The following is an 18672-nucleotide window of genomic DNA, read 5'->3' on the forward strand; positions in this document are numbered from 1 at the left end:
GTATTGGGTATCAGACAAAAAAATACAATCGATTCCGAGAGATGAAGTCTAGAAATAGCACCAAAAAACAAAAGCGGTCAAATCATGTGATTTGACCGCTTTTTTGTTGTGGGCGCTGAGGGGTTCGAACCCCCGACCCCCTCGGTGTAAACGAGGTGCTCTGAACCAGCTGAGCTAAGCGCCCCTTCATTTTCCTGAATGGGAGTGCAAATATAAAATAGTTTTTGAATTCCGAAAAAGAAAAAAGCAAAAACAACTAAAATATTTTTACGTTTTTTCATCAAAAACACCACTTGCCTGTTAATCAATGACCCGCTTTCTGAACCAAAGATCTTCCAAACTCAAATTCAGGGTAAGGGTATGGTAGTTTTCCTTCACCAAAATATTCTGGATCTGCCCTTTTGATCCATAGGCATACGAAAGATTTATTACAGAATTGGTGGCGAAGCCAACAGGCAAACCAATACCTGCCGTGATGGTATACCCATCAATTTTATTGTCATTGATGGCCAAATAGCCATTGTCATAATTAAAGCCGGCACGATAGCGTATACGTTGCCCATATTTAAAACCGTTGGGGTCTCTTTGAAACTCAAGACCGAAAGCGTAAATATCTTGATCCATGTAGGTGCCTATGCTTTCAGATTGATTGGTGGCATCCCACAAGTTTCGTTTATAATCCGCAGTCAATATCAGGGATTCTTTGATCTTGGTGCTAAATCCGAAACCAAGTTCCAACGGAAGTTTAAAATCGGAAACATTATCAGCCTCTTCATCTTCCACGGTAATTGATGACCCATCCAACGTCTTATAAACGGACCTGGTCAGATTTCCTTTCAGATTCACCGGCAACTGAACTGTACTGCCGAAAGTCAATTTGTCAAAAATGTCCCATTGCATACCCAAACCTAAACGCAGACCACTATAATTGGTTGTCTCATTAAGCTCAAAATAACTGTTGCTGATAGCGAAGGTTTCCGTTTCCTCAATATTTCCAAAAAGAAGCGAAGCCCTACCTCCCACTCTCAAATTATCCGTAATACCATATCCCAAATTGAAACTCAGGTCGTTCAAACCTCCCAAACCGGCCACATTGCTTTCAAACGTTTCATTGGAGCCTTCAATATTACTGACCAATCCCAACAAGGTATACCCCACATCACTATAGGGAACCAAGGTGACCCCCGCACCTAAGCGGTCCGCAATCCGAAAAGCAAAGGCAAGGTTCGAAAAATTGAGGGTGGTCTTTGACTCATTATCTCCCTTGTTACTATAACTATTGAATTCGCCCACCACACCGATATCATAGAAAAAGGAATTCTTTGGGGTAAGGGAATAGTTGGAAGGGTTCAGGTTATTGATATCCGTAGTAGATTTTAACCCGATCCCCGAATAACCCATACTGTTGGTCTTGCCAATACTGGTCTGGTTGATTACCCCCAATCCGTAGAGGGAATAAGGGGAACTGGTCAATCCTTCAGATTGTGCCATCACCATGGCATGGAACAAAAAAGCATAGGCCAAGGGTAAAATTCTATTCATCATCTTCATCATAAATTGCATAAATAAGTTCCAGTACCGTGCTGAATTCGGACCCATCCATTCCCGTTAGGATAAAGCGGTCCACGGTTGAGTTGTAATTATCCGGAAGTAGAATGAGGGCATCATCGGTATCTCTGTCCGTAGTAAGCAGTTCTTCCAAATAACTGCCCAAGGAGATTTCATAGTAAATATTGTTGAACTCCTCATCATCCCTATTCAGAATGCCATATACAGGATTGGTATCCTGAATCAACAATTGGGAGGTTAGATCATTATTCTGATCCACGATATAAACGGACAAAGTATCCCTCAGTATCAGCTGATCATTATAGGCCCCTTCAGCTGGTTTTATTTTTAACACTGCATCCAAAAGAGTGCCTTGCCCTTTAATATCGAAAAGCGTTTTTAAGTATGGTATCTGTATACGGGTCGTAATCCCGATACCGGATTGCACAAAACTCAAATTATCCACATTGGCACTACTTAAATTGATTTCCTTATTGGTCAAGGTTTGTAAGGGAGTAATCGGATTTTCAGCCAATATCTGGTTAAAAAAAGGCACTGGACTAGAGGAAGCATCCAAATTGATGTCCAAATAATCCTGAACGCGATCGTCCTCTTCCGCAGTACTAAAATAAATCCGGATAAAACTGGCCCCCGAGGTTTTGGAAAATCCGATCACGGACCCATTGTCATCATCCCCTGGCAAAAGGGCAATACCCCTAAAATAATCCTTGAATTGGTCCGAAGTGGTGATTTCCTTCTCCTGAAATTTGGAGAACAGGTCCAACCCCAGATCATCCACCAGTCTAATTTCCAAAGTATCGCCTGCGGTAGGACGGGGAGTATAGGTATAAACTGCCAAGTCATCTTCCAAATATTCGGCAGAATCCGTGTTGTATATGTAATCATCCTCTTTTGGCCTAAGTGTTTGCGTCAGCCGTTTTACCATTATGGTATTAGTCTGAAGGGTGTCATTGTAATAATACGAATCCAGTTTCAGGTACAGGTTGATACTGTCATATTCAGCCTCCGAATCTATACTGAAAGAGGAGGGCAACATACCCATATAGCTGGATGATTTTACCGTCCCGAACACAGGGTCGGTGTATTTACCGACCAAAATCCTGGTCGACTCACTGGTCACGATACTATCAAACTTCATGGTGGAGGTCTCAACCGTCAAGGTATCAATCAAAACAACCCTTAAATTACTATCCGTAAACTCCTCTCCTGCCAAAAAATCGGAGGTATTGAAGTTATCCGAACTACAAGACACCACCATCATCATAATGGCGATCAAAAGAACTAAAATTCTTCCCATAATTTTTATTTGCCGCTAAAGTAGATGCATTGCAAAACGCTTAAAATGTAGATAGACCAACCCCAGCAGTTTTAAGACAAAGCCCTTGAATTTCACGACGAATCTACAGTACTCGTTCGTAGATCATTTCCACTAGTTCATACGTTAAATCATGGACTTCATATATTCCCTTTCAACCCCTATCCGTTCAAAATTACCTTTGGCAAAAATTTAAATGACAGGCATGAAAAAATCAGTACAGTTTTATAAACCGGTTCTCCTTTTTGCGCTATCCATCCTTTCTTTTTATAGCTGTTCCAATGACGATGATGACGATGATTTGGGAAACTGGATCGATCGCTCCGTTTTTGACGGAAGCCCAAGAAGTAGTGTTTCGGGTTTTGTGATCAACAATATTGGCTATATGGGCGTAGGTTATGATGGTGATGATTACCTGAAATCCTTTTGGGCCTATGATATGGAAGGTGATTATTGGTCACAAAAATCCGATTTCCCAGGGGTACCCAGAAATGCCGCAGTGGGATTCCAAATAAATGGGACCGGCTATATTGGATCAGGGTATGACGGTGTGGACGAGCTAAGTGATTTTTATGCCTACAATCCATCTAGCAATTCTTGGACGCCAATTGCCTCATTACCTGATACCAAAAGAAGAAGTGCTGTGGCCTTCGGCGCCAATGGCTATGGATATTTTGGAACGGGTTATGACGGAGAAAACGACCTTAAGGATTTTTGGAAGTACGATCCCACTGCCAATACCTGGACTGAATTACAAGGCTTTGGAGGGAACAAGAGAAGGTCTGCCACCACATTCACCATCAACGGATTGATCTATTTGGGAACAGGGGTTTCCAATGGAGTTTATTTGGATGATTTTTGGGCCTTTGACCCAACCACGGAAAGCTGGACCAAGAAATTGGATCTGGACGAAGAAGACGATTATGATGTTGCCCGAAGCAACGCTGTAGGATTCGAGCTGAACGGTTACGGGTACATTGCCTGCGGCGAACAATCGGGGGCTACCAATACGGTTTGGGAATATGACCCATCATCCGACACCTGGGAACAAAAAACAAGTTTCGAGGGATCTACAAGACAAGACGCAATTGCATTCTCAAATTCATCAAGGGCCTTTATAGGGATGGGCCGTACCGGAACTCTCTATTTGGATGATCTGGACGAGTTCTTCCCGTTTGATGAATATGATGACGAAGATTAATTTTTAAACCAGTCAGTTTTAGTTTGTGTTACTGGGGCCAGGGGTAAAATCCTGGTCCCATCCAGTTAAAGGCAATCATCATGAAGAACATCACCAAACTTGTTGCCACTATCTTGATCATTGGCCTGTTCTTTTATGGGGCCACACATCTATCATTTGACAACAAAGAACACCGGACCACTCTTAGGAATGAAATCATTAAAGTGGACAATGGGTATGGCTACCAAATCTTCAGCGGTGACAAGCTTTTGGTTCAACAGGAATTCATCCCCGCAGTAAAGGGTTATCAAACCTTTCAATCCGAGAAGGATGCCAAAAAAGTGGCAAATTTGGTCATCGAAAAGATTCAAGAAAGGACCAGCCCACAAATTTCAGTAGACGAACTCAAGGAATTGGGGGTTGTATTTGAGGGTCAATAAACTACTATCATGACCATGGAGCGAAGGCATATTCAGGTATTTTTTATCCATTTTTCCATTTGGGCCCTGTTCTATGGCTTTTTTCTATTCCCTTTCTTTTTTCAGTTAAGACAGATTCCCCCAGATCTACCCGTTAGGTTGGTACTCACCATCATCTTATTCTACACCAATTACTTTTTGCTGGTACCCAAGTTTTTACTTAAAAAAAATACCTGGACCTATGTAGTCATTTGCTTGGCCACCATCATAGCCTTGGGTGTTATCATTAGCCTTAACTTTCATCCGGAGCCAAAACTGCCACCCATTTTCCAAAGGGACAATGAATTTAGGGAAGGTGATTGGGCCCGACAGTTTTTTACCATGCTCAATTTGAGTACACCCTTTTTCATCAGCGCCTTGCTAAGGGTATATGTGGAATGGCGAAAAAACGAGGACCTAAGAAAAAAGGTGGAAAATGAAAAAGTGAGTTCGGAACTTCAGTTTTTAAAAACACAATTGAACCCCCACTTTTTGTTCAACTCCTTAAATGCCATTTATTCATTGTCCGTAAAGGGATCATCCAGCACATCGGAGGCCATTATTTCACTTTCAGAGTTGATGCGGTACATGCTCTACGAAGCAGATAAGGACAAGGTGAAATTGGGCAAGGAACTGGAGTACATCAAGAATTATGTACAGCTACAGCGCCTACGACTGTCCGATAGTGCCAATGTTAAGTTAAAAATATCGGGGGAAGAGCGGGGAAAAGAAGTTCCTCCCTTACTTTTCATATCTTTTATAGAAAACGCATTCAAGTATGGCACCGATTACAAAGGGAAAACTTATGTGAACATCGGTTTGCAGATTACGGATACGAACATTCATCTTCGGGTGGACAACAAGATAGGAGCACATAGAAAACAAACCAAAAACTCGGGTGTGGGACTGGAGAACATCAAAAACCGCTTACGGTTGCTCTACCCCGACTCGCACAAACTACAGATTACGGACAACGGTGAAACGTACGTAGTAGATTTGAACCTCAATTTGTAAAGACTGGAAGCAACTAACCTAGTAACCCCATGAAGTGTATCATTATTGACGACGAGCCATTGGCAATCGATGTATTGATGGATTATTGCCAAAAACTGGATTTTGTGGAACTGGAAGGCACGTTCACCAATCCACTTGACGCTATTTCCGTAATCAAGGAGAAAAAAATAGACCTGATTTTCTGTGATATCGAAATGCCCCAGATCAACGGTATCGATTTTATCACGTCTTTGGACAATACCCCTATGTTCATCTTTACCACGGCCTACTCGCAATATGCCGTTGAGGGTTTTAACCTGAATGCCATTGATTATTTGGTAAAGCCCATTCCCTACAACCGATTTATCAAAGCCATCTCACGCGCTAAGGAAATCATGGCCTATAAAAAAACATCCGTAAACGACAATGTTTTTCCTTCCCATGGTGAAGCTGCAACACCTACCCCTAAATACATTTTTGTAAAGGCAGAATACGAAAGCGTGAAAATTGACCTGGACAATATCGAATACATCCAGGGACTGAAAGATTATCTGAAAATACATGTTTGTGGCACCAATAAAGCCATCCTTACCTTGATGAGTTTTAAGGAGATTTTGGACAGGTTACCCAACCATCAATTTTTGAGGGTGCACAAATCGTTTGTGGTAAATATAAGCTGCATCAGAACGGTTCAACGGAACAGGATCGTGATCAATGATGTGAGAATACCCATCGGGGAAAGCTACAAATCCAGTTTTTTTCACCAGTTGGGTCTTTAATGAAGTAGCTTACACGACTTCGGCAACCACAAAAGTGCTGCCACCCACATAGATCATATCATCTTTTGAGGCTTTGGAAAGGGCTTTTTTCAATCCTTTTTTTACGGATGCATGTGCCTTACCGCTCAAACCTTCCTCCTCGGCCAATTTTTGCAATACATCCACATCCATCCCACGGGAAATATTGGGGCGTACGAAGTAATAATGAGCATCTTTAGGAAAAAGCTTCAATACCCCCTTTACATCCTTGTCACTTACAAATCCCAAAACGATATGTAATTTCTGGTAGGGTTGTTTGGCAATTTGAGGGATTACCCATTGCAAACCTTCCTTATTGTGGGCAGTATCGCAAACAACCAATGGATTGCGCTGTAATATCTGCCATCTGCCCATGAGCCCCGTATTGGCGACCACTTTTTTCAATCCTTCGGATATGGCCTTTTCGGAAACCTTAAAATGCTCCAACTGTTGAATGGTGGCCACAACTCCCCTCATGTTGTTCTGTTGGTAATCCCCAAGCAAGTCGGTGGTATATTCCAGTTGATCCAACGTATCGGCAAAAACAATCTTAGACCGAAGTTGTTTAGCGATCAACGTAAAAATGGTTTCCGTTTCCGGTTGTCGTTCACTGATTACTACAGGCACACCGGGTTTGATGATCCCTGCTTTTTCCAACGCTATTTTCTCAAGGGTATCGCCCAAAATATGGGTATGGTCCAAACCGATGTTGGTGATCAAGGATACTTCCGGAGTAATGATATTGGTGGAATCCAATCGGCCTCCCAATCCAACTTCCACAATGGCAATATCAACTTTTTCTTCTGCAAAATAGGTGAAGGCCATTCCCACGGTCATTTCAAAGAAAGAAAGCTTGTGGTATTCTAAAAATGTCTTGTGCTTGGCGATAAAATCTTTCACAAAATCCTTATCGACTTCCTTACCATTGATCTTGATTCGTTCCCTAAAATCTTTAAGATGGGGCGATGTATAAAGACCGACTTTATACCCTGCTTCCTGTAGAATGGAGGCCAACATATGGCTGCTGGACCCTTTCCCATTGGTCCCCGCAATATGAATACTCTTGAACTTAAGTTCTGGATTGCCCAAATAACTGGAAAACTGAATAATATTATCCAATTTGGCATTGAGGGCCACTATACCTTTTTGCTGGTACATGGGGAGCTGGGAAAACATCCAGTCCAGGGTTTCCTTGTAGGTCACTATTGCCCCAATTTAAAATTGATCACCACAAATCCAATTTGTTGTGAAGGCGCGTTGGAATCCAAGTTCCATCGGTAGGTAAGCGCAGTCTTTTTAGCGGGATCTAACAAACATTGGGCATTGTTGGTGGTTCCTTTAACGCCTGGTTGTGCATCGATTACCCTGCCATTTCTATCCACAACGATGCGTACCACAACCCTGCCTTCTTCATTACAGTTTTGTTGCACTACATCCTTGCTTTGCAAAGACCTTCCATTTAAACCATAACCGCCTGCTCCACCACCACTTCCGGTTCCGGGGGCGCCATAATAGGATGTGGCATAGGGATCCCCGTCAGGTTGGCCCTTGTCGCCAGGTTTGTTGTCATTCCCTTCGCTGCCTGTAGCAGTACCATCAGACTTGCCAATGCCACCGATCAAGGCATCGATTTTGTTTTTCTTGGCCTCCTGTTCTTGGCGTTGCTTTTCTTCGGCATCCCTTTTTTCCTTGGCGATGCGTTCTGCTTCCGCCTTGGCCTTTTCGGCAGCTTCATCCGCTTTACGTTTGGCTTCTTGCTGCTGCTTAATTTTTATGGATTCCTCATCGTTGCTGGTCAAAACCTTTTCCACTGGAGCTTCTTCGGCAACCGATTCCTGTGGTTGCACCGGCTGCACCTGCTCCACGGGTTCACTGATCACTTCCCTGGGTTCGGATTTGATTTGTTCCTTGGGCTGTACTTCACCACTTCCAAAGTCCATGGTGCCAAAATTTACTGCAATACCGTTCTCAATGGGAGGATCCAAATAGGTAAGACCTATATAGAAGAGCAAAAGCAGTAACCCACTCAACAAAAGTGTTGTGAGTGTAAAGGATTTTTTCTTGTGTCTCGTATCTAAAAATGACATTATTTTGGCCGCACAGCCAAGATAACCTTGTAATTGTTCCTATTGGCAATGTCCATCACGTTGACCGCTTCTTTGATGGCTACGTTTTCTTCCGCCCTTAAGATGATTGTAGGCTTGTCTTGACCTTCAAGTGCCTTTTTTAGTTCAATTTCAATGTATTCTTTATTGATCTGCTCGTTGTTCACAAAATACTTCAGGTCCTTGTTTATGGTAACCGAAACATTCTGCGTGTTGGTAGATTTCCCTTTTGCCTTGGGCAGAAGTAAATCCAGGGCATTTGGCGCATTGGATGTCAACATAAAGAAGACCAATAACAGAAATACAATATCTGTCATGGACGACATGCTGAACTCTGGACTGACTTTATTTCTTCCCTTTAGTTTCATATTGGAAGACTATAGAGGTTCATTCAACAAATCCAAAAACTCCATGGCATTGGCTTCCATTTGATGCACCACCTTATCGGTCCTGTTCACCAAGTGGTTATAACCGATATAGGCAATAATACCCACAACCAAACCCGCCACCGTAGTGGTCATGGCAGTGTAGATACCTGATGCCAAGGAACCCATTTCGGCCTGACCACCGCTACTTGCCATTTCATGGAAAGCCAAAATCATACCGATTACGGTACCCAAAAACCCAATCATAGGTGCAGCACCCGCTACCGTGGCAAGAACGCTTACATTCTTTTCCAACTTGTAAACTTCCAGTGTTCCCGCATTTTCTATTGATGTGTTGATATCATCCAAAGGTTTGCCAATACGGGTAACCCCTTTTTCGATCAACCGGGCAACAGGAGAATCGGTCTGTGCACACAGCAATCTGGCAGCCTCCAATTTACCGTTCATGACGTGGTCACGAATCTGGTTCATGAAGTTTTTGTCGATCTTCGACGCTGCTTTTATAGCAAAAACGCGTTCAAAATAAATGTACAATGCTACGAATAGAAGGATGAAAAGTACCAAAATGATGACAATACTTCCCGTACCTCCATTAACAATAAGGTCCATCACGGAAAGGGTCTTTTCTTCTGAAATAGAGGCAATTGCCTCAGCGCCCTCCGCTGCTTCTTGAAAAATAATCATATAAAATCCCCAATTTAAGTTGCAATAATAACGGAGATTTTTGACCTAAAGTATTTTCTCTAGAACAAATTTCGCAAGATCATGAAACAAGCCGCTCCACCGATGAATCCAAGGAAGGCCAACCACGAAATTTTCTTCAAGTACCAGAAAAAGTCAATCTTCTCCATACCCATGGCCACAACCCCGGCTGCGGACCCAATGATCAACATACTTCCACCGGTTCCGGCCGAATAAGCTATAAAATGCCACAACTGGTCGTTCATAGGCTCTGAGAACATCCCCAAACTGGCTGCCACCAAAGGTACGTTGTCAATCACCGCAGAACCAACACCCAACAGCAAAATCACCAAATCCGATACGTGGGTACTGGTCATTTCGGTGCCAATCATAGGCATTCCTTGTTTCAATCCTTCTGCAAAGTTGAACAACAATCCGAGGGATTCCAAAGCGGCAACGGCCATCAAGATTCCCAAGAAAAAGAGGATACTGGGTAGTTCTATCTTGGTCAATGCTTTATGAACCGGACTATGATGCGAAGCCGCATCACTTTCTTCATCCACATTGGAAATGGAGAATTTGGCACTACTGAATATTTCCGCAAAAGTAGAAACCACTGCAAGGGACAACATCATGCCCACATAAGGAGGCAAATGTGTAATGGTTTTAAAAATAGGCACAAAAATGATGGCGCCTAAACCCAAGTACAACATTTTGGAACCAAACCTCGATTTTGGCGGTTCTTCTTCCTCGGCATCGATTTGGCCTTTGAAAACTGGCAAAAACGAAGCTATTAGGGATGGAATGACCATACACAACATGGATGGCAACAATAAATGCTCGATCAAATTGGCGGTAGTCACTTTTTTACCGATCCAAAGCATGGTGGTGGTCACATCACCGATGGGAGACCAAGCACCTCCAGCATTGGCGGCAATAATGATCAAACCAGCATACCAAATTCTTGTATCCCTATCCTTGATGATTTTTTGAAGGATGGAAATCAATACAATGGTAGCAGTAAGGTTATCAATGATTGCAGAAAGAATAAATGCCAGAAAAGAAAAAATCCAAAGGATTTTTTTCTTGCTCCTAGTCTTTACAAAAGTCTTGATGGTAGAAAATCCATCGAAATAATCAATGATTTCTACAATGGTCATGGCCCCTAACAGGAATACCAAAATCTCAGAGGTCTTTCCTAAGTGGTGTAGCAGGGTTTCTTCCAAAAGTTCCAATTTTTCGGCATGCCCGAACGTATTGAAATCATCCATCAAATGGTGTTCACTGGAATTGAACCAGCTGGTAAATCCATCCAATCCAAAGGCTATAAGAGCCCAAAGGATGGCCATCATGGCCAAGGCGGGGATAAGTTTATCTATTTTTAAGTTGTGTTCGAGGGTGATTGCCAAATATCCAACGACAAAAACGACAACTAAGAGGGTTTCCATGTTAAGTTTGGTTTAATTAAGGAATTATTTTTGAGTAGTTATCTATGGTGCTAAAGATATTCAAAATGAGTTTTTCCGCATAATCTTATTGGCATAAATTATTGTGAAAATGGGATAATGCCCACAATTACTTTTTGGAATTTTAAATCATTCTCATTTTTTCCTGTTCATCGATATAAAATTCCTATTGTAAGACTATATTTGTAGACCATTTTTAGTTATTATTCAGTTTTATGGACTTCACACTTTCCGAAGAACAGTTAATGATCAAACAAGCGGCAAAGGATTTTGCCCAAACAGAGCTATTGCCCGGAGTAATAGAACGGGATGAAACCCAAACTTTCCCCAATGATCTGGTCCAAAAAATGGGACAATTGGGCTTTTTGGGCATGATGGTCAACGAAAAATATGGTGGCAGCGGACTGGATACCCTATCCTATGTTTTGGCCATGGAAGAACTATCTAAAGTGGATGCTTCTGCTTCCGTTATGGTTTCCGTGAACAACTCATTGGTGTGTTGGGGATTGGAAACTTATGGCACCGAAGCACAAAAGGAAAAATACCTGACCCGACTGGCCTCCGGTGAAATCATTGGCGCCTTTTGCCTTTCTGAACCGGAAGCCGGAAGTGATGCCACTTCCCAAAAAACTACTGCCATTGACAAAGGTGACCACTATATATTGAACGGCACCAAAAACTGGATCACTAATGGAAATCGTGCCGAAGTGTACCTGGTCATAGCCCAGACCCATGTGGAAAAAGGCCACCATGGCATCAACGCTTTAATAGTTGAAAAAGGCATGGAAGGATTTGTTATCGGTCCAAAAGAAAATAAATTAGGGATACGGGGCAGTGACACACACTCCCTTATTTTCAATGATGTTAAGGTTCCGAAGGAAAACCGAATAGGTGAAGATGGTTTCGGGTTCAAGTTTGCTATGAAAACCTTGGCTGGCGGAAGAATCGGAATAGCAGCCCAAGCCCTTGGAATCGCAGCAGGCGCGTATGAACTGGCCTTACAATATTCCAAACAACGAAAAGCTTTCGGCACCGAGATTGCCAACCATCAGGCCATTGCCTTTAAATTGGCCGATATGCATACCAAGATCCAAGCAGCACGTCATTTGGTTTACCAGTCCGCATGCGACAAGGATGCCAAAAAAGATTATACACTTTCAGGAGCCATGGCAAAATTGTATGCCTCCGATGTGGCCATGGAAACTGCCGTGGAATCTGTTCAAATCCATGGAGGAAATGGGTTTGTTAAAGACTACCACGTGGAGCGCTTGATGCGCGATGCCAAAATCACCCAGATCTACGAAGGAACCTCCGAAATACAGAAAATTGTCATATCTCGGAGCATTTTGAAAGACTAAAAAATAGCATACCCCTCCAAATTGAGGGGTATTTCTTTTAAAAAAATACTTTTACACCTCCCTCCCCCTATAATGCGCCGGTAATATAAGTCGACAACATTAAAATTCACCAGAAACCTCCATTTACAACAGGGATAATAGGTATTTTATCAAATTATTTGAGATAATGATAATTTAACATTCCATTAATTCTCAAATTGCATATAATTCAACCCTTCATCCGATACGTTGATTATTTATCTGATAATCAGCAAATATCTTGTTATCCATTCATCATATTTGGTATTTTTGAAGAAATACGTTAATGATGGGATTGGAAAGACAAGGTTTATACCTACCGGAATTTGAGCATGATAACTGTGGTGCAGGCTTCATCTGTAGCCTAAAAGGAAGAAAATCCAACGATATAATCCATAAGGCCTTAGAGATATTGGATAAATTGGAACACCGTGGTGCTGTGAGCGCCGACGGTAAAACAGGTGATGGAGCGGGTATCCTTATCGATGTGCCCCACGCCTTTTTCAGTGATGTCTGCAAGTTTAGTCTTCCCGAAGCAGGAGAATATGCGGTGGGCAACGTTTTTTTGCCTCAAAAGGCAAACCAACGGGATTTTTGCATCAAGGTTCTTGAAGAAAATATGAAAATTCAGGGATTGCAGGTACTAGGTTGGAGAGATGTTCCCGTTAACCGCTCCGTTCCCGGTAGAATTGCCGCAGAAACCGAGCCTTTTGTAAAGCAGGTGTTCATCGGTAAGGGTGAGGCCTTGGATGATTTCCAGTTCAACCTAAAACTTTTCATTGCAAGGAAGATTACCGAACACACCATTATAGATAGTAAACTTTCTCAAAGTCCGTTTTTCTATCTACCCAGCCTTTCTACCAAGATCATCATCTTCAAGGGGCTTTTGGTTCCAAAAGATATCAGCAAATATTACGAAGACCTTTTGGATCCAAGGGTAGTGACCCGTTTGGCCTTGGTTCACCAACGGTTTTCAACCAATACCTTCCCAACATGGGATTTGGCCCAGCCTTTCCGCTATATGTGCCACAACGGGGAAATCAACACCTTAAGGGGCAACGTGTCCCGTATGCGTTCCCGCGAAGAATTGATGAAGAGTGATTGGTTCGGGGACGATATCAAAAAAATACTTCCCATTGTCCTCCGTGGAAAATCGGATTCGGCCAGTATGGATATGGTGGTGGAACTGTTGTTGATGACAGGCCGCTCCCTTCCTGAAGTCATGATGATGCTGGTTCCCGAAGCCTGGGAGAAAAACCCTGAAATGTCCGAATCCAAAAAGGCATTTTACGAATACAACAGTTGTTTGATGGAACCTTGGGACGGTCCGGCATCCATACCTTTTACTGATGGAAACTACATTGGTGCGGTTTTGGACAGAAACGGACTTCGTCCTTCCAGATATTCGGTGACCAAAAAAGGATATGTGATCATGTCTTCCGAAACCGGCGTGGTAGAATTGGATCCAGAAGATATCGAATTGCACGGTAGGTTAGAGCCTGGGAAAATGTTCTTGGTGAATATGGAAGAGGGGCGAATCGTGAACGATGAGGAGATCAAGGAAGCCATTGCCAAGAAACATCCGTATAAAAAATGGTTGAAGGACAATTTGGTACACCTACGTGATATCCCTTATAATGATTGCCCGGTGTTCTTTGGCGAATTCCCATTGAAAACAAGAAGGGCCGCCTTTGGATACACCCATGAGGATATCAACACCATCATTATGCCCATGGCCAAGCAAGGCAAGGAACCTATTGGCTCCATGGGGTCGGACACACCAATTGCGGTACTTTCCGAAAGGCCACAATTGATCTACAATTATTTCAAGCAACTTTTTGCGCAGGTAACCAACCCGCCTTTGGATGGTATCCGCGAAGAGTTGATCACCGACATCAGCCTTACTTTGGGCAGTGACCATAATATTTTCGACTTTTCAGAACTGCATTGTCGTAAGTTGAAAATCCAGAATCCGGTCATTTCCAAAGAAGACTTGGACAAAATCAAAAATTACGATGCCAGTCCGGATTACAAAGTAGTTTCCATTTCCATCCTTTATGAAATAGCAAAAGGACACAATGGTTTAGAAGAGGCTTTGGATTCCATTCTTTCCCAAGCGGTAAAAGCCATTGACGAAGGTGCCAATATCATTATCCTTTCCGATAGGATGGTGAGCACCGAAATGGCAGCAATCCCTGCACTTTTGGCCTGTTCGTATGTGAACAGTGGCCTACAAAAAATGGGCAAACGCTCCAAACTGAGCATCATTATCGAATCTGCCGAACCAAGGGAAGTACATCATTTTGCATTGCTTTTCGGTTTTGGGGCAAGTGCCATCAACCCCTATTTGGTCAATGAGATCATCGGGGAACAGATCACGGAAAACAACATCACAGAATTCACTTTTGAGGAAGCCATCAAAAATTACAACAAGGCCATCGGTAAGGGCATCTTAAAAGTGATGAACAAAATTGGGATTTCTACCTTGAATTCATATCGAGGCTCCCAACTATTCGAATGCATTGGCATCAATACCAAGGTAGTGGACAAGTATTTCCCGAATACGCCGACCCGTATCCAAGGTATTGGATTGTATGAAATTGAGAAGGAAATAGCGAAACGCCACAACAGAGCATTCAAGAATCAGGAATTAGCAGCCAATCTAGACATTGAGGTTGGTGGCGAGTACCGTTGGAGGAGAAATGGCGAGAAACACATGTTCAATCCATTAACTATCGCCAAACTCCAAAAATCGGTACGCGATAACGAGCCGGAGACCTATAAAGAGTATTCCGAGTTGGTAAATGAGCAATCGAAAAACTTGATGACCATCCGTGGTTTGTTTGAATTTTCAAACTATGACCCCATTCCGATCGAGGAAGTGGAACCTTGGACCGAGATTGTAAAAAGGTTCAAGACTGGGGCCATGTCCTACGGAAGTATCAGCAAGGAAGCACATGAAAATCTCGCGATTGCCATGAACCGTATCGGTGGAAAAAGCAATTCAGGTGAAGGGGGAGAAGATCCGGCTCGTTTTTATAGAAGTCAAACCGGCGACTGGAAAAACAGCGCCATCAAGCAAGTAGCCTCAGGTAGGTTTGGGGTAACTTCCAATTATCTGGCCAATGCCCAAGAAATCCAGATTAAAATGGCACAAGGTGCCAAACCTGGGGAAGGTGGACAATTGCCAGGACCAAAAGTAGACCCTGCCATTGCAAAAACACGAAATTCAACCCCGTATGTGGGGTTGATCTCACCACCGCCACACCACGACATTTACTCGATTGAGGATTTGTCCCAATTGATCTATGACCTAAAATCGGCCAACCGTGAAGCAAGGATCAACGTGAAATTAGTGTCAGAAGTTGGAGTTGGAACAGTAGCTGCCGGGGTGGCCAAGGCCAAGGCCGATGTCATCCTGATTTCAGGTTATGATGGCGGAACAGGGGCTTCGCCCCTAACTTCCTTGAAACATGCAGGGCTTCCTTGGGAACTTGGTATTGCCGAAGCACAACAAACATTGGTTTTGAACGACCTTAGAAACAGGATTGTATTGGAATGTGACGGCCAGTTGAAAACTGGAAGGGATGTTGCCATAGCCTGTCTATTGGGAGCAGAGGAATTTGGCTTTGCCACAGCACCTTTGGTGGCTTCAGGCTGTATCATGATGCGCGTTTGCCATTTGAATACATGTCCAGTGGGTATTGCCACCCAAAATCCTGAGCTACGCAAAAAATTCCAAGGCAAACCGGAACATGTGGTCAACTACATGTATTTTGTGGCGCAAGAACTGAGGGAAATCATGGCCAAGCTTGGTTTCAGGACCATTAACGAGATGGTGGGCCAAGTACAAAAACTGGACAGAAACAAGGCCATTGCTCATTATAAAGCTGCAGGAATTGACCTTACCCCTATTTTATATCAGGTTGATGTACCCGAAGGCACCAAGTTCTACAATACCCAAAAACAACACCATGACATCATGGATTCCATTGAGTTTGGCATTATTGCCAAGGCACACCCTGCCCTTTTCAGGAAAGAAAAGACTTCGTTGGATTTCCCAATTCATAACACCGATAGGTCCGTTGGGGCCATCATCAGTAATGAGATTTCTAAAATCTATGGAGCAGATGGTCTTCCTGACAATACCTTAAAATTAAACTTTACAGGTTCCGCAGGTCAAAGTTTTGGTGCTTTTGCCACCAAGGGACTTACCATGATTGTAAACGGAAACACCAACGATTATTTAGGCAAAGGACTTTCTGGAGCCAAATTGGTTGTCAAGGTACCTTTCAAATCCACCTTTAAACCAGAGGAAAATGTGATTATCGGGAACGTGGCACTTTATGGGGCCACTTCTGGAGAAGCCTATATCAATGGTAAGGCAGGGGAGCGTTTCTGTGTCAGGAACTCAGGTGCCAAAGCGGTAGTGGAAGGTATCGGTGACCATGGCTGCGAGTACATGACCGGTGGTGTTGCCGTTATTTTAGGTTCCGTTGGAAGAAACTTCGGTGCCGGTATGAGCGGTGGTATTGCCTATGTGTATGACAAGGATGGTACTTTTGAGAAGAAATGCAACGGTGAGGCCCTTAACCTGCTTCCCGTTGAGGAATCCAATGACATTGCACAACTTAGGGAATTGATCGAGAACCATTATAATGCAACGCTTAGTCCATTGGCTCAGGATATTTTGGAAAACTGGGAGAAAGTATTGCCCAAATTCGTCAAGGTATTCCCTGAAGAATACAGGCAGGCCCTTATCCGATTGGAACAAGAAAAAATGCAAACCTTATAATTTTAGAGATGGGAAAGACTACAGGATTTATGGAATTTGACAGGAAGGTAGAAGGCTACGCCCCTGTTGAAGAACGCATCAAAAACTATAGGGAGTTTACCGAGCCACTAAAGGAAAATGAGCTCAAAAACCAAGGTGCACGCTGCATGGATTGCGGTATCCCTTTCTGTCATAGTGGCTGTCCACTGGGCAATTTGATTCCCGATTTCAACGATGCGGTGTATCAAGGGAAATGGCAAAAAGCAGCCAAAATTCTTCATTCAACCAATAACTTCCCAGAGTTTACAGGTAGATTGTGCCCAGCACCCTGTGAAGAAGCTTGCGTTCTTGGCATCAACGAAAACCCGGTTTCCATCGAGAATATTGAAAAGAATATTGTAGAAACCGCCTTCAAAAATGGTTGGATCAAACCAGAACCACCATCCAAAAGAACAGGGAAAAAAGTAGCCGTCATTGGTTCCGGACCTGCAGGTCTGGCAACCGCACAACAACTCAACCGGGCGGGCCACTTGGTAACCGTATTTGAGCGGGATGAAAAAATCGGAGGGCTTTTACGGTATGGCATTCCCGATTTCAAAATGGAAAAAAATGTCATCGACAGGCGTTTGGAGGTAATGAAGAAGGAAGGTATTGAATTCAAAGCTGGAGTTCATGTGGGTGTTGATATAACGGCTACTGAACTGAAGCAGGATTTTGATGCTGTTGTACTATGTGGTGGAGCCACTGTCCGTAGAGGGCTGCCCATACCAGGTTCCGATTTAAAAGGCGTGGTACAGGCCATGGATTTCCTTCCGCAGAACAACCGTAAGGTTGATGGAATTCCCTATAAGGGCGAGGAGTTGACTGCCAAAGGCAAAAAAGTGATTGTTATTGGTGGAGGCGACACTGGATCTGATTGTATAGGAACCTCTATCCGTCATGGTGCCATATCCGTAACCAATTTCGAGATCATGCCCATGGGTACCACAGAACGACCAGAAGGCCAGCCTTGGCCGTTTTGGCCCATGCGTTTGCGTACCAGTACTTCGCATAAGGAAGGAGCTGAAAGAGTTTTCAGTATTTCTACCAAGCATTTTAATGGCGATAAGGATGGGAATTTAAAAAGTTTGGTAACATCAGAAGTAGAATGGGTCACGTCTCCCGGTCAAAGACCTGTACTTAAAGAAGTTCCGGGTTCCGAAAAAGAGTGGGATTGCGATTTGGCCCTTTTGGCTTTGGGTTTTACCGGTTCGGAGACCACCATTGCAGATCAATTGGGATTGGAAATGGACACACGGACCAATATCAAGGCTTCCGTTGCGAACTATAAGACCAATGTTCCCGGTGTATTTGTGGCAGGAGACCAAAGAAGGGGACAATCATTAATCGTTTGGGCTATTTCAGAAGGTAGGCAAGCAGCACATCATGTGGATGCCTATTTGATGGGCCAATCCTTTTTACCATTGAAAGGAGAAGGAGATCTTCCAAGAGTATAATACATAAATCTCAACTAAATTTGAAAACTCCCTTAACTTCCGTTTTGGGAGTTTTTTACACCTCCAAATAATCACC

Annotated in this window: 14 protein-coding genes and 1 tRNA gene; 7 read left to right on the forward strand and 8 right to left on the reverse strand. The window is 43.2% G+C overall.

What is annotated here, in order from left to right; all coding sequences use genetic code 11:
- Positions 1-109 precede the first annotated feature (109 nt).
- The 3 genes from LKX84_RS17730 to LKX84_RS17740 form a co-directional block, all read right to left on the reverse strand.
- Positions 110-184, reverse strand: a tRNA-Val gene (locus LKX84_RS17730).
- A gap of 116 nt (positions 185-300) precedes the next feature.
- On the reverse strand, positions 301-1545 hold the full coding sequence (locus tag LKX84_RS17735) for a hypothetical protein (protein ID WP_228239050.1): 1245 nt from the start codon (positions 1543-1545) through the stop codon (positions 301-303).
- A complete protein-coding gene (locus tag LKX84_RS17740; RefSeq protein WP_228239056.1) occupies positions 1535-2866 on the reverse strand; it encodes a DUF4270 family protein in 1332 nt (443 codons plus the stop codon). Before LKX84_RS17740 ends, LKX84_RS17735 begins: the two co-directional genes overlap by 11 nt.
- Positions 2867-3089: 223 nt before the next feature.
- Here LKX84_RS17740 and LKX84_RS17745 point away from each other — a divergent pair, with 223 nt between their 5' ends.
- The 4 genes from LKX84_RS17745 (at position 3090) to LKX84_RS17760 (ending at position 6294) form a co-directional block, all read left to right on the forward strand.
- Positions 3090-4085: a Kelch repeat-containing protein gene (locus LKX84_RS17745; protein ID WP_228239058.1), complete on the forward strand. Its 996-nt coding sequence runs from the start codon at positions 3090-3092 to the stop codon at positions 4083-4085.
- Between the two features lie 80 nt (positions 4086-4165).
- The gene (locus LKX84_RS17750) at positions 4166-4504 is read left to right on the forward strand and encodes a DUF4907 domain-containing protein (RefSeq protein ID WP_228239059.1); all 339 of its coding nucleotides are present in this window, start codon (positions 4166-4168) and stop codon (positions 4502-4504) included.
- A gap of 9 nt (positions 4505-4513) precedes the next feature.
- Positions 4514-5536, forward strand: a complete 1023-nt coding sequence (locus LKX84_RS17755) for a sensor histidine kinase (protein ID WP_228239060.1) — start codon at positions 4514-4516, stop codon at positions 5534-5536.
- Between the two features lie 29 nt (positions 5537-5565).
- Positions 5566-6294 carry a LytR/AlgR family response regulator transcription factor gene (locus LKX84_RS17760; RefSeq protein ID WP_228239061.1) on the forward strand — a complete coding sequence of 243 codons (729 nt, stop codon included), beginning with the start codon at positions 5566-5568 and terminating at the stop codon, positions 6292-6294.
- A gap of 9 nt (positions 6295-6303) precedes the next feature.
- Here the strand turns inward: LKX84_RS17760 and LKX84_RS17765 are convergent, their stop codons facing one another.
- The 5 genes from LKX84_RS17765 to nhaD are packed head-to-tail and all read right to left on the reverse strand — an operon-like array spanning position 6304 to position 10932.
- Complete coding sequence (locus LKX84_RS17765; RefSeq protein WP_228239062.1) at positions 6304-7515, reverse strand: bifunctional folylpolyglutamate synthase/dihydrofolate synthase; 1212 nt, start codon at positions 7513-7515, stop codon at positions 6304-6306.
- Positions 7515-8399, reverse strand: a complete 885-nt coding sequence (locus LKX84_RS17770) for an energy transducer TonB (RefSeq protein WP_228239063.1) — start codon at positions 8397-8399, stop codon at positions 7515-7517. The genes LKX84_RS17765 and LKX84_RS17770 overlap by 1 nt, the downstream gene beginning before the upstream one ends.
- A complete protein-coding gene (locus LKX84_RS17775) occupies positions 8399-8785 on the reverse strand; it encodes an ExbD/TolR family protein (RefSeq protein ID WP_163635246.1) in 387 nt (128 codons plus the stop codon). Before LKX84_RS17775 ends, LKX84_RS17770 begins: the two co-directional genes overlap by 1 nt.
- 9 nt (positions 8786-8794) lie before the next feature.
- Positions 8795-9487 carry a MotA/TolQ/ExbB proton channel family protein gene (locus tag LKX84_RS17780; protein WP_228239064.1) on the reverse strand — a complete coding sequence of 231 codons (693 nt, stop codon included), beginning with the start codon at positions 9485-9487 and terminating at the stop codon, positions 8795-8797.
- 59 nt (positions 9488-9546) lie between these two features.
- Positions 9547-10932 (reverse strand): sodium:proton antiporter NhaD, encoded by a 1386-nt coding sequence (gene nhaD, locus LKX84_RS17785; protein WP_228239065.1) that lies wholly within the window; start codon positions 10930-10932, stop codon positions 9547-9549.
- Between the two features lie 233 nt (positions 10933-11165).
- Here nhaD and LKX84_RS17790 point away from each other — a divergent pair, with 233 nt between their 5' ends.
- From LKX84_RS17790 to LKX84_RS17800, 3 genes are all read left to right on the forward strand, one after another.
- Positions 11166-12308: an acyl-CoA dehydrogenase gene (locus LKX84_RS17790; RefSeq protein ID WP_228239067.1), complete on the forward strand. Its 1143-nt coding sequence runs from the start codon at positions 11166-11168 to the stop codon at positions 12306-12308.
- Between the two features lie 307 nt (positions 12309-12615).
- Positions 12616-17121, forward strand: coding sequence for a glutamate synthase large subunit (gene gltB / locus LKX84_RS17795; RefSeq protein ID WP_228239073.1), 4506 nt, complete (start codon positions 12616-12618; stop codon positions 17119-17121).
- Positions 17122-17129: 8 nt separating this feature from the next.
- Complete coding sequence (locus tag LKX84_RS17800; RefSeq protein ID WP_228239069.1) at positions 17130-18596, forward strand: glutamate synthase subunit beta; 1467 nt, start codon at positions 17130-17132, stop codon at positions 18594-18596.
- The last annotated feature ends 76 nt before the right edge of the window (positions 18597-18672 follow it).

Source organism: Allomuricauda sp. M10 (assembly GCF_020782875.1).
Lineage (GTDB): Bacteria > Bacteroidota > Bacteroidia > Flavobacteriales > Flavobacteriaceae > Flagellimonas.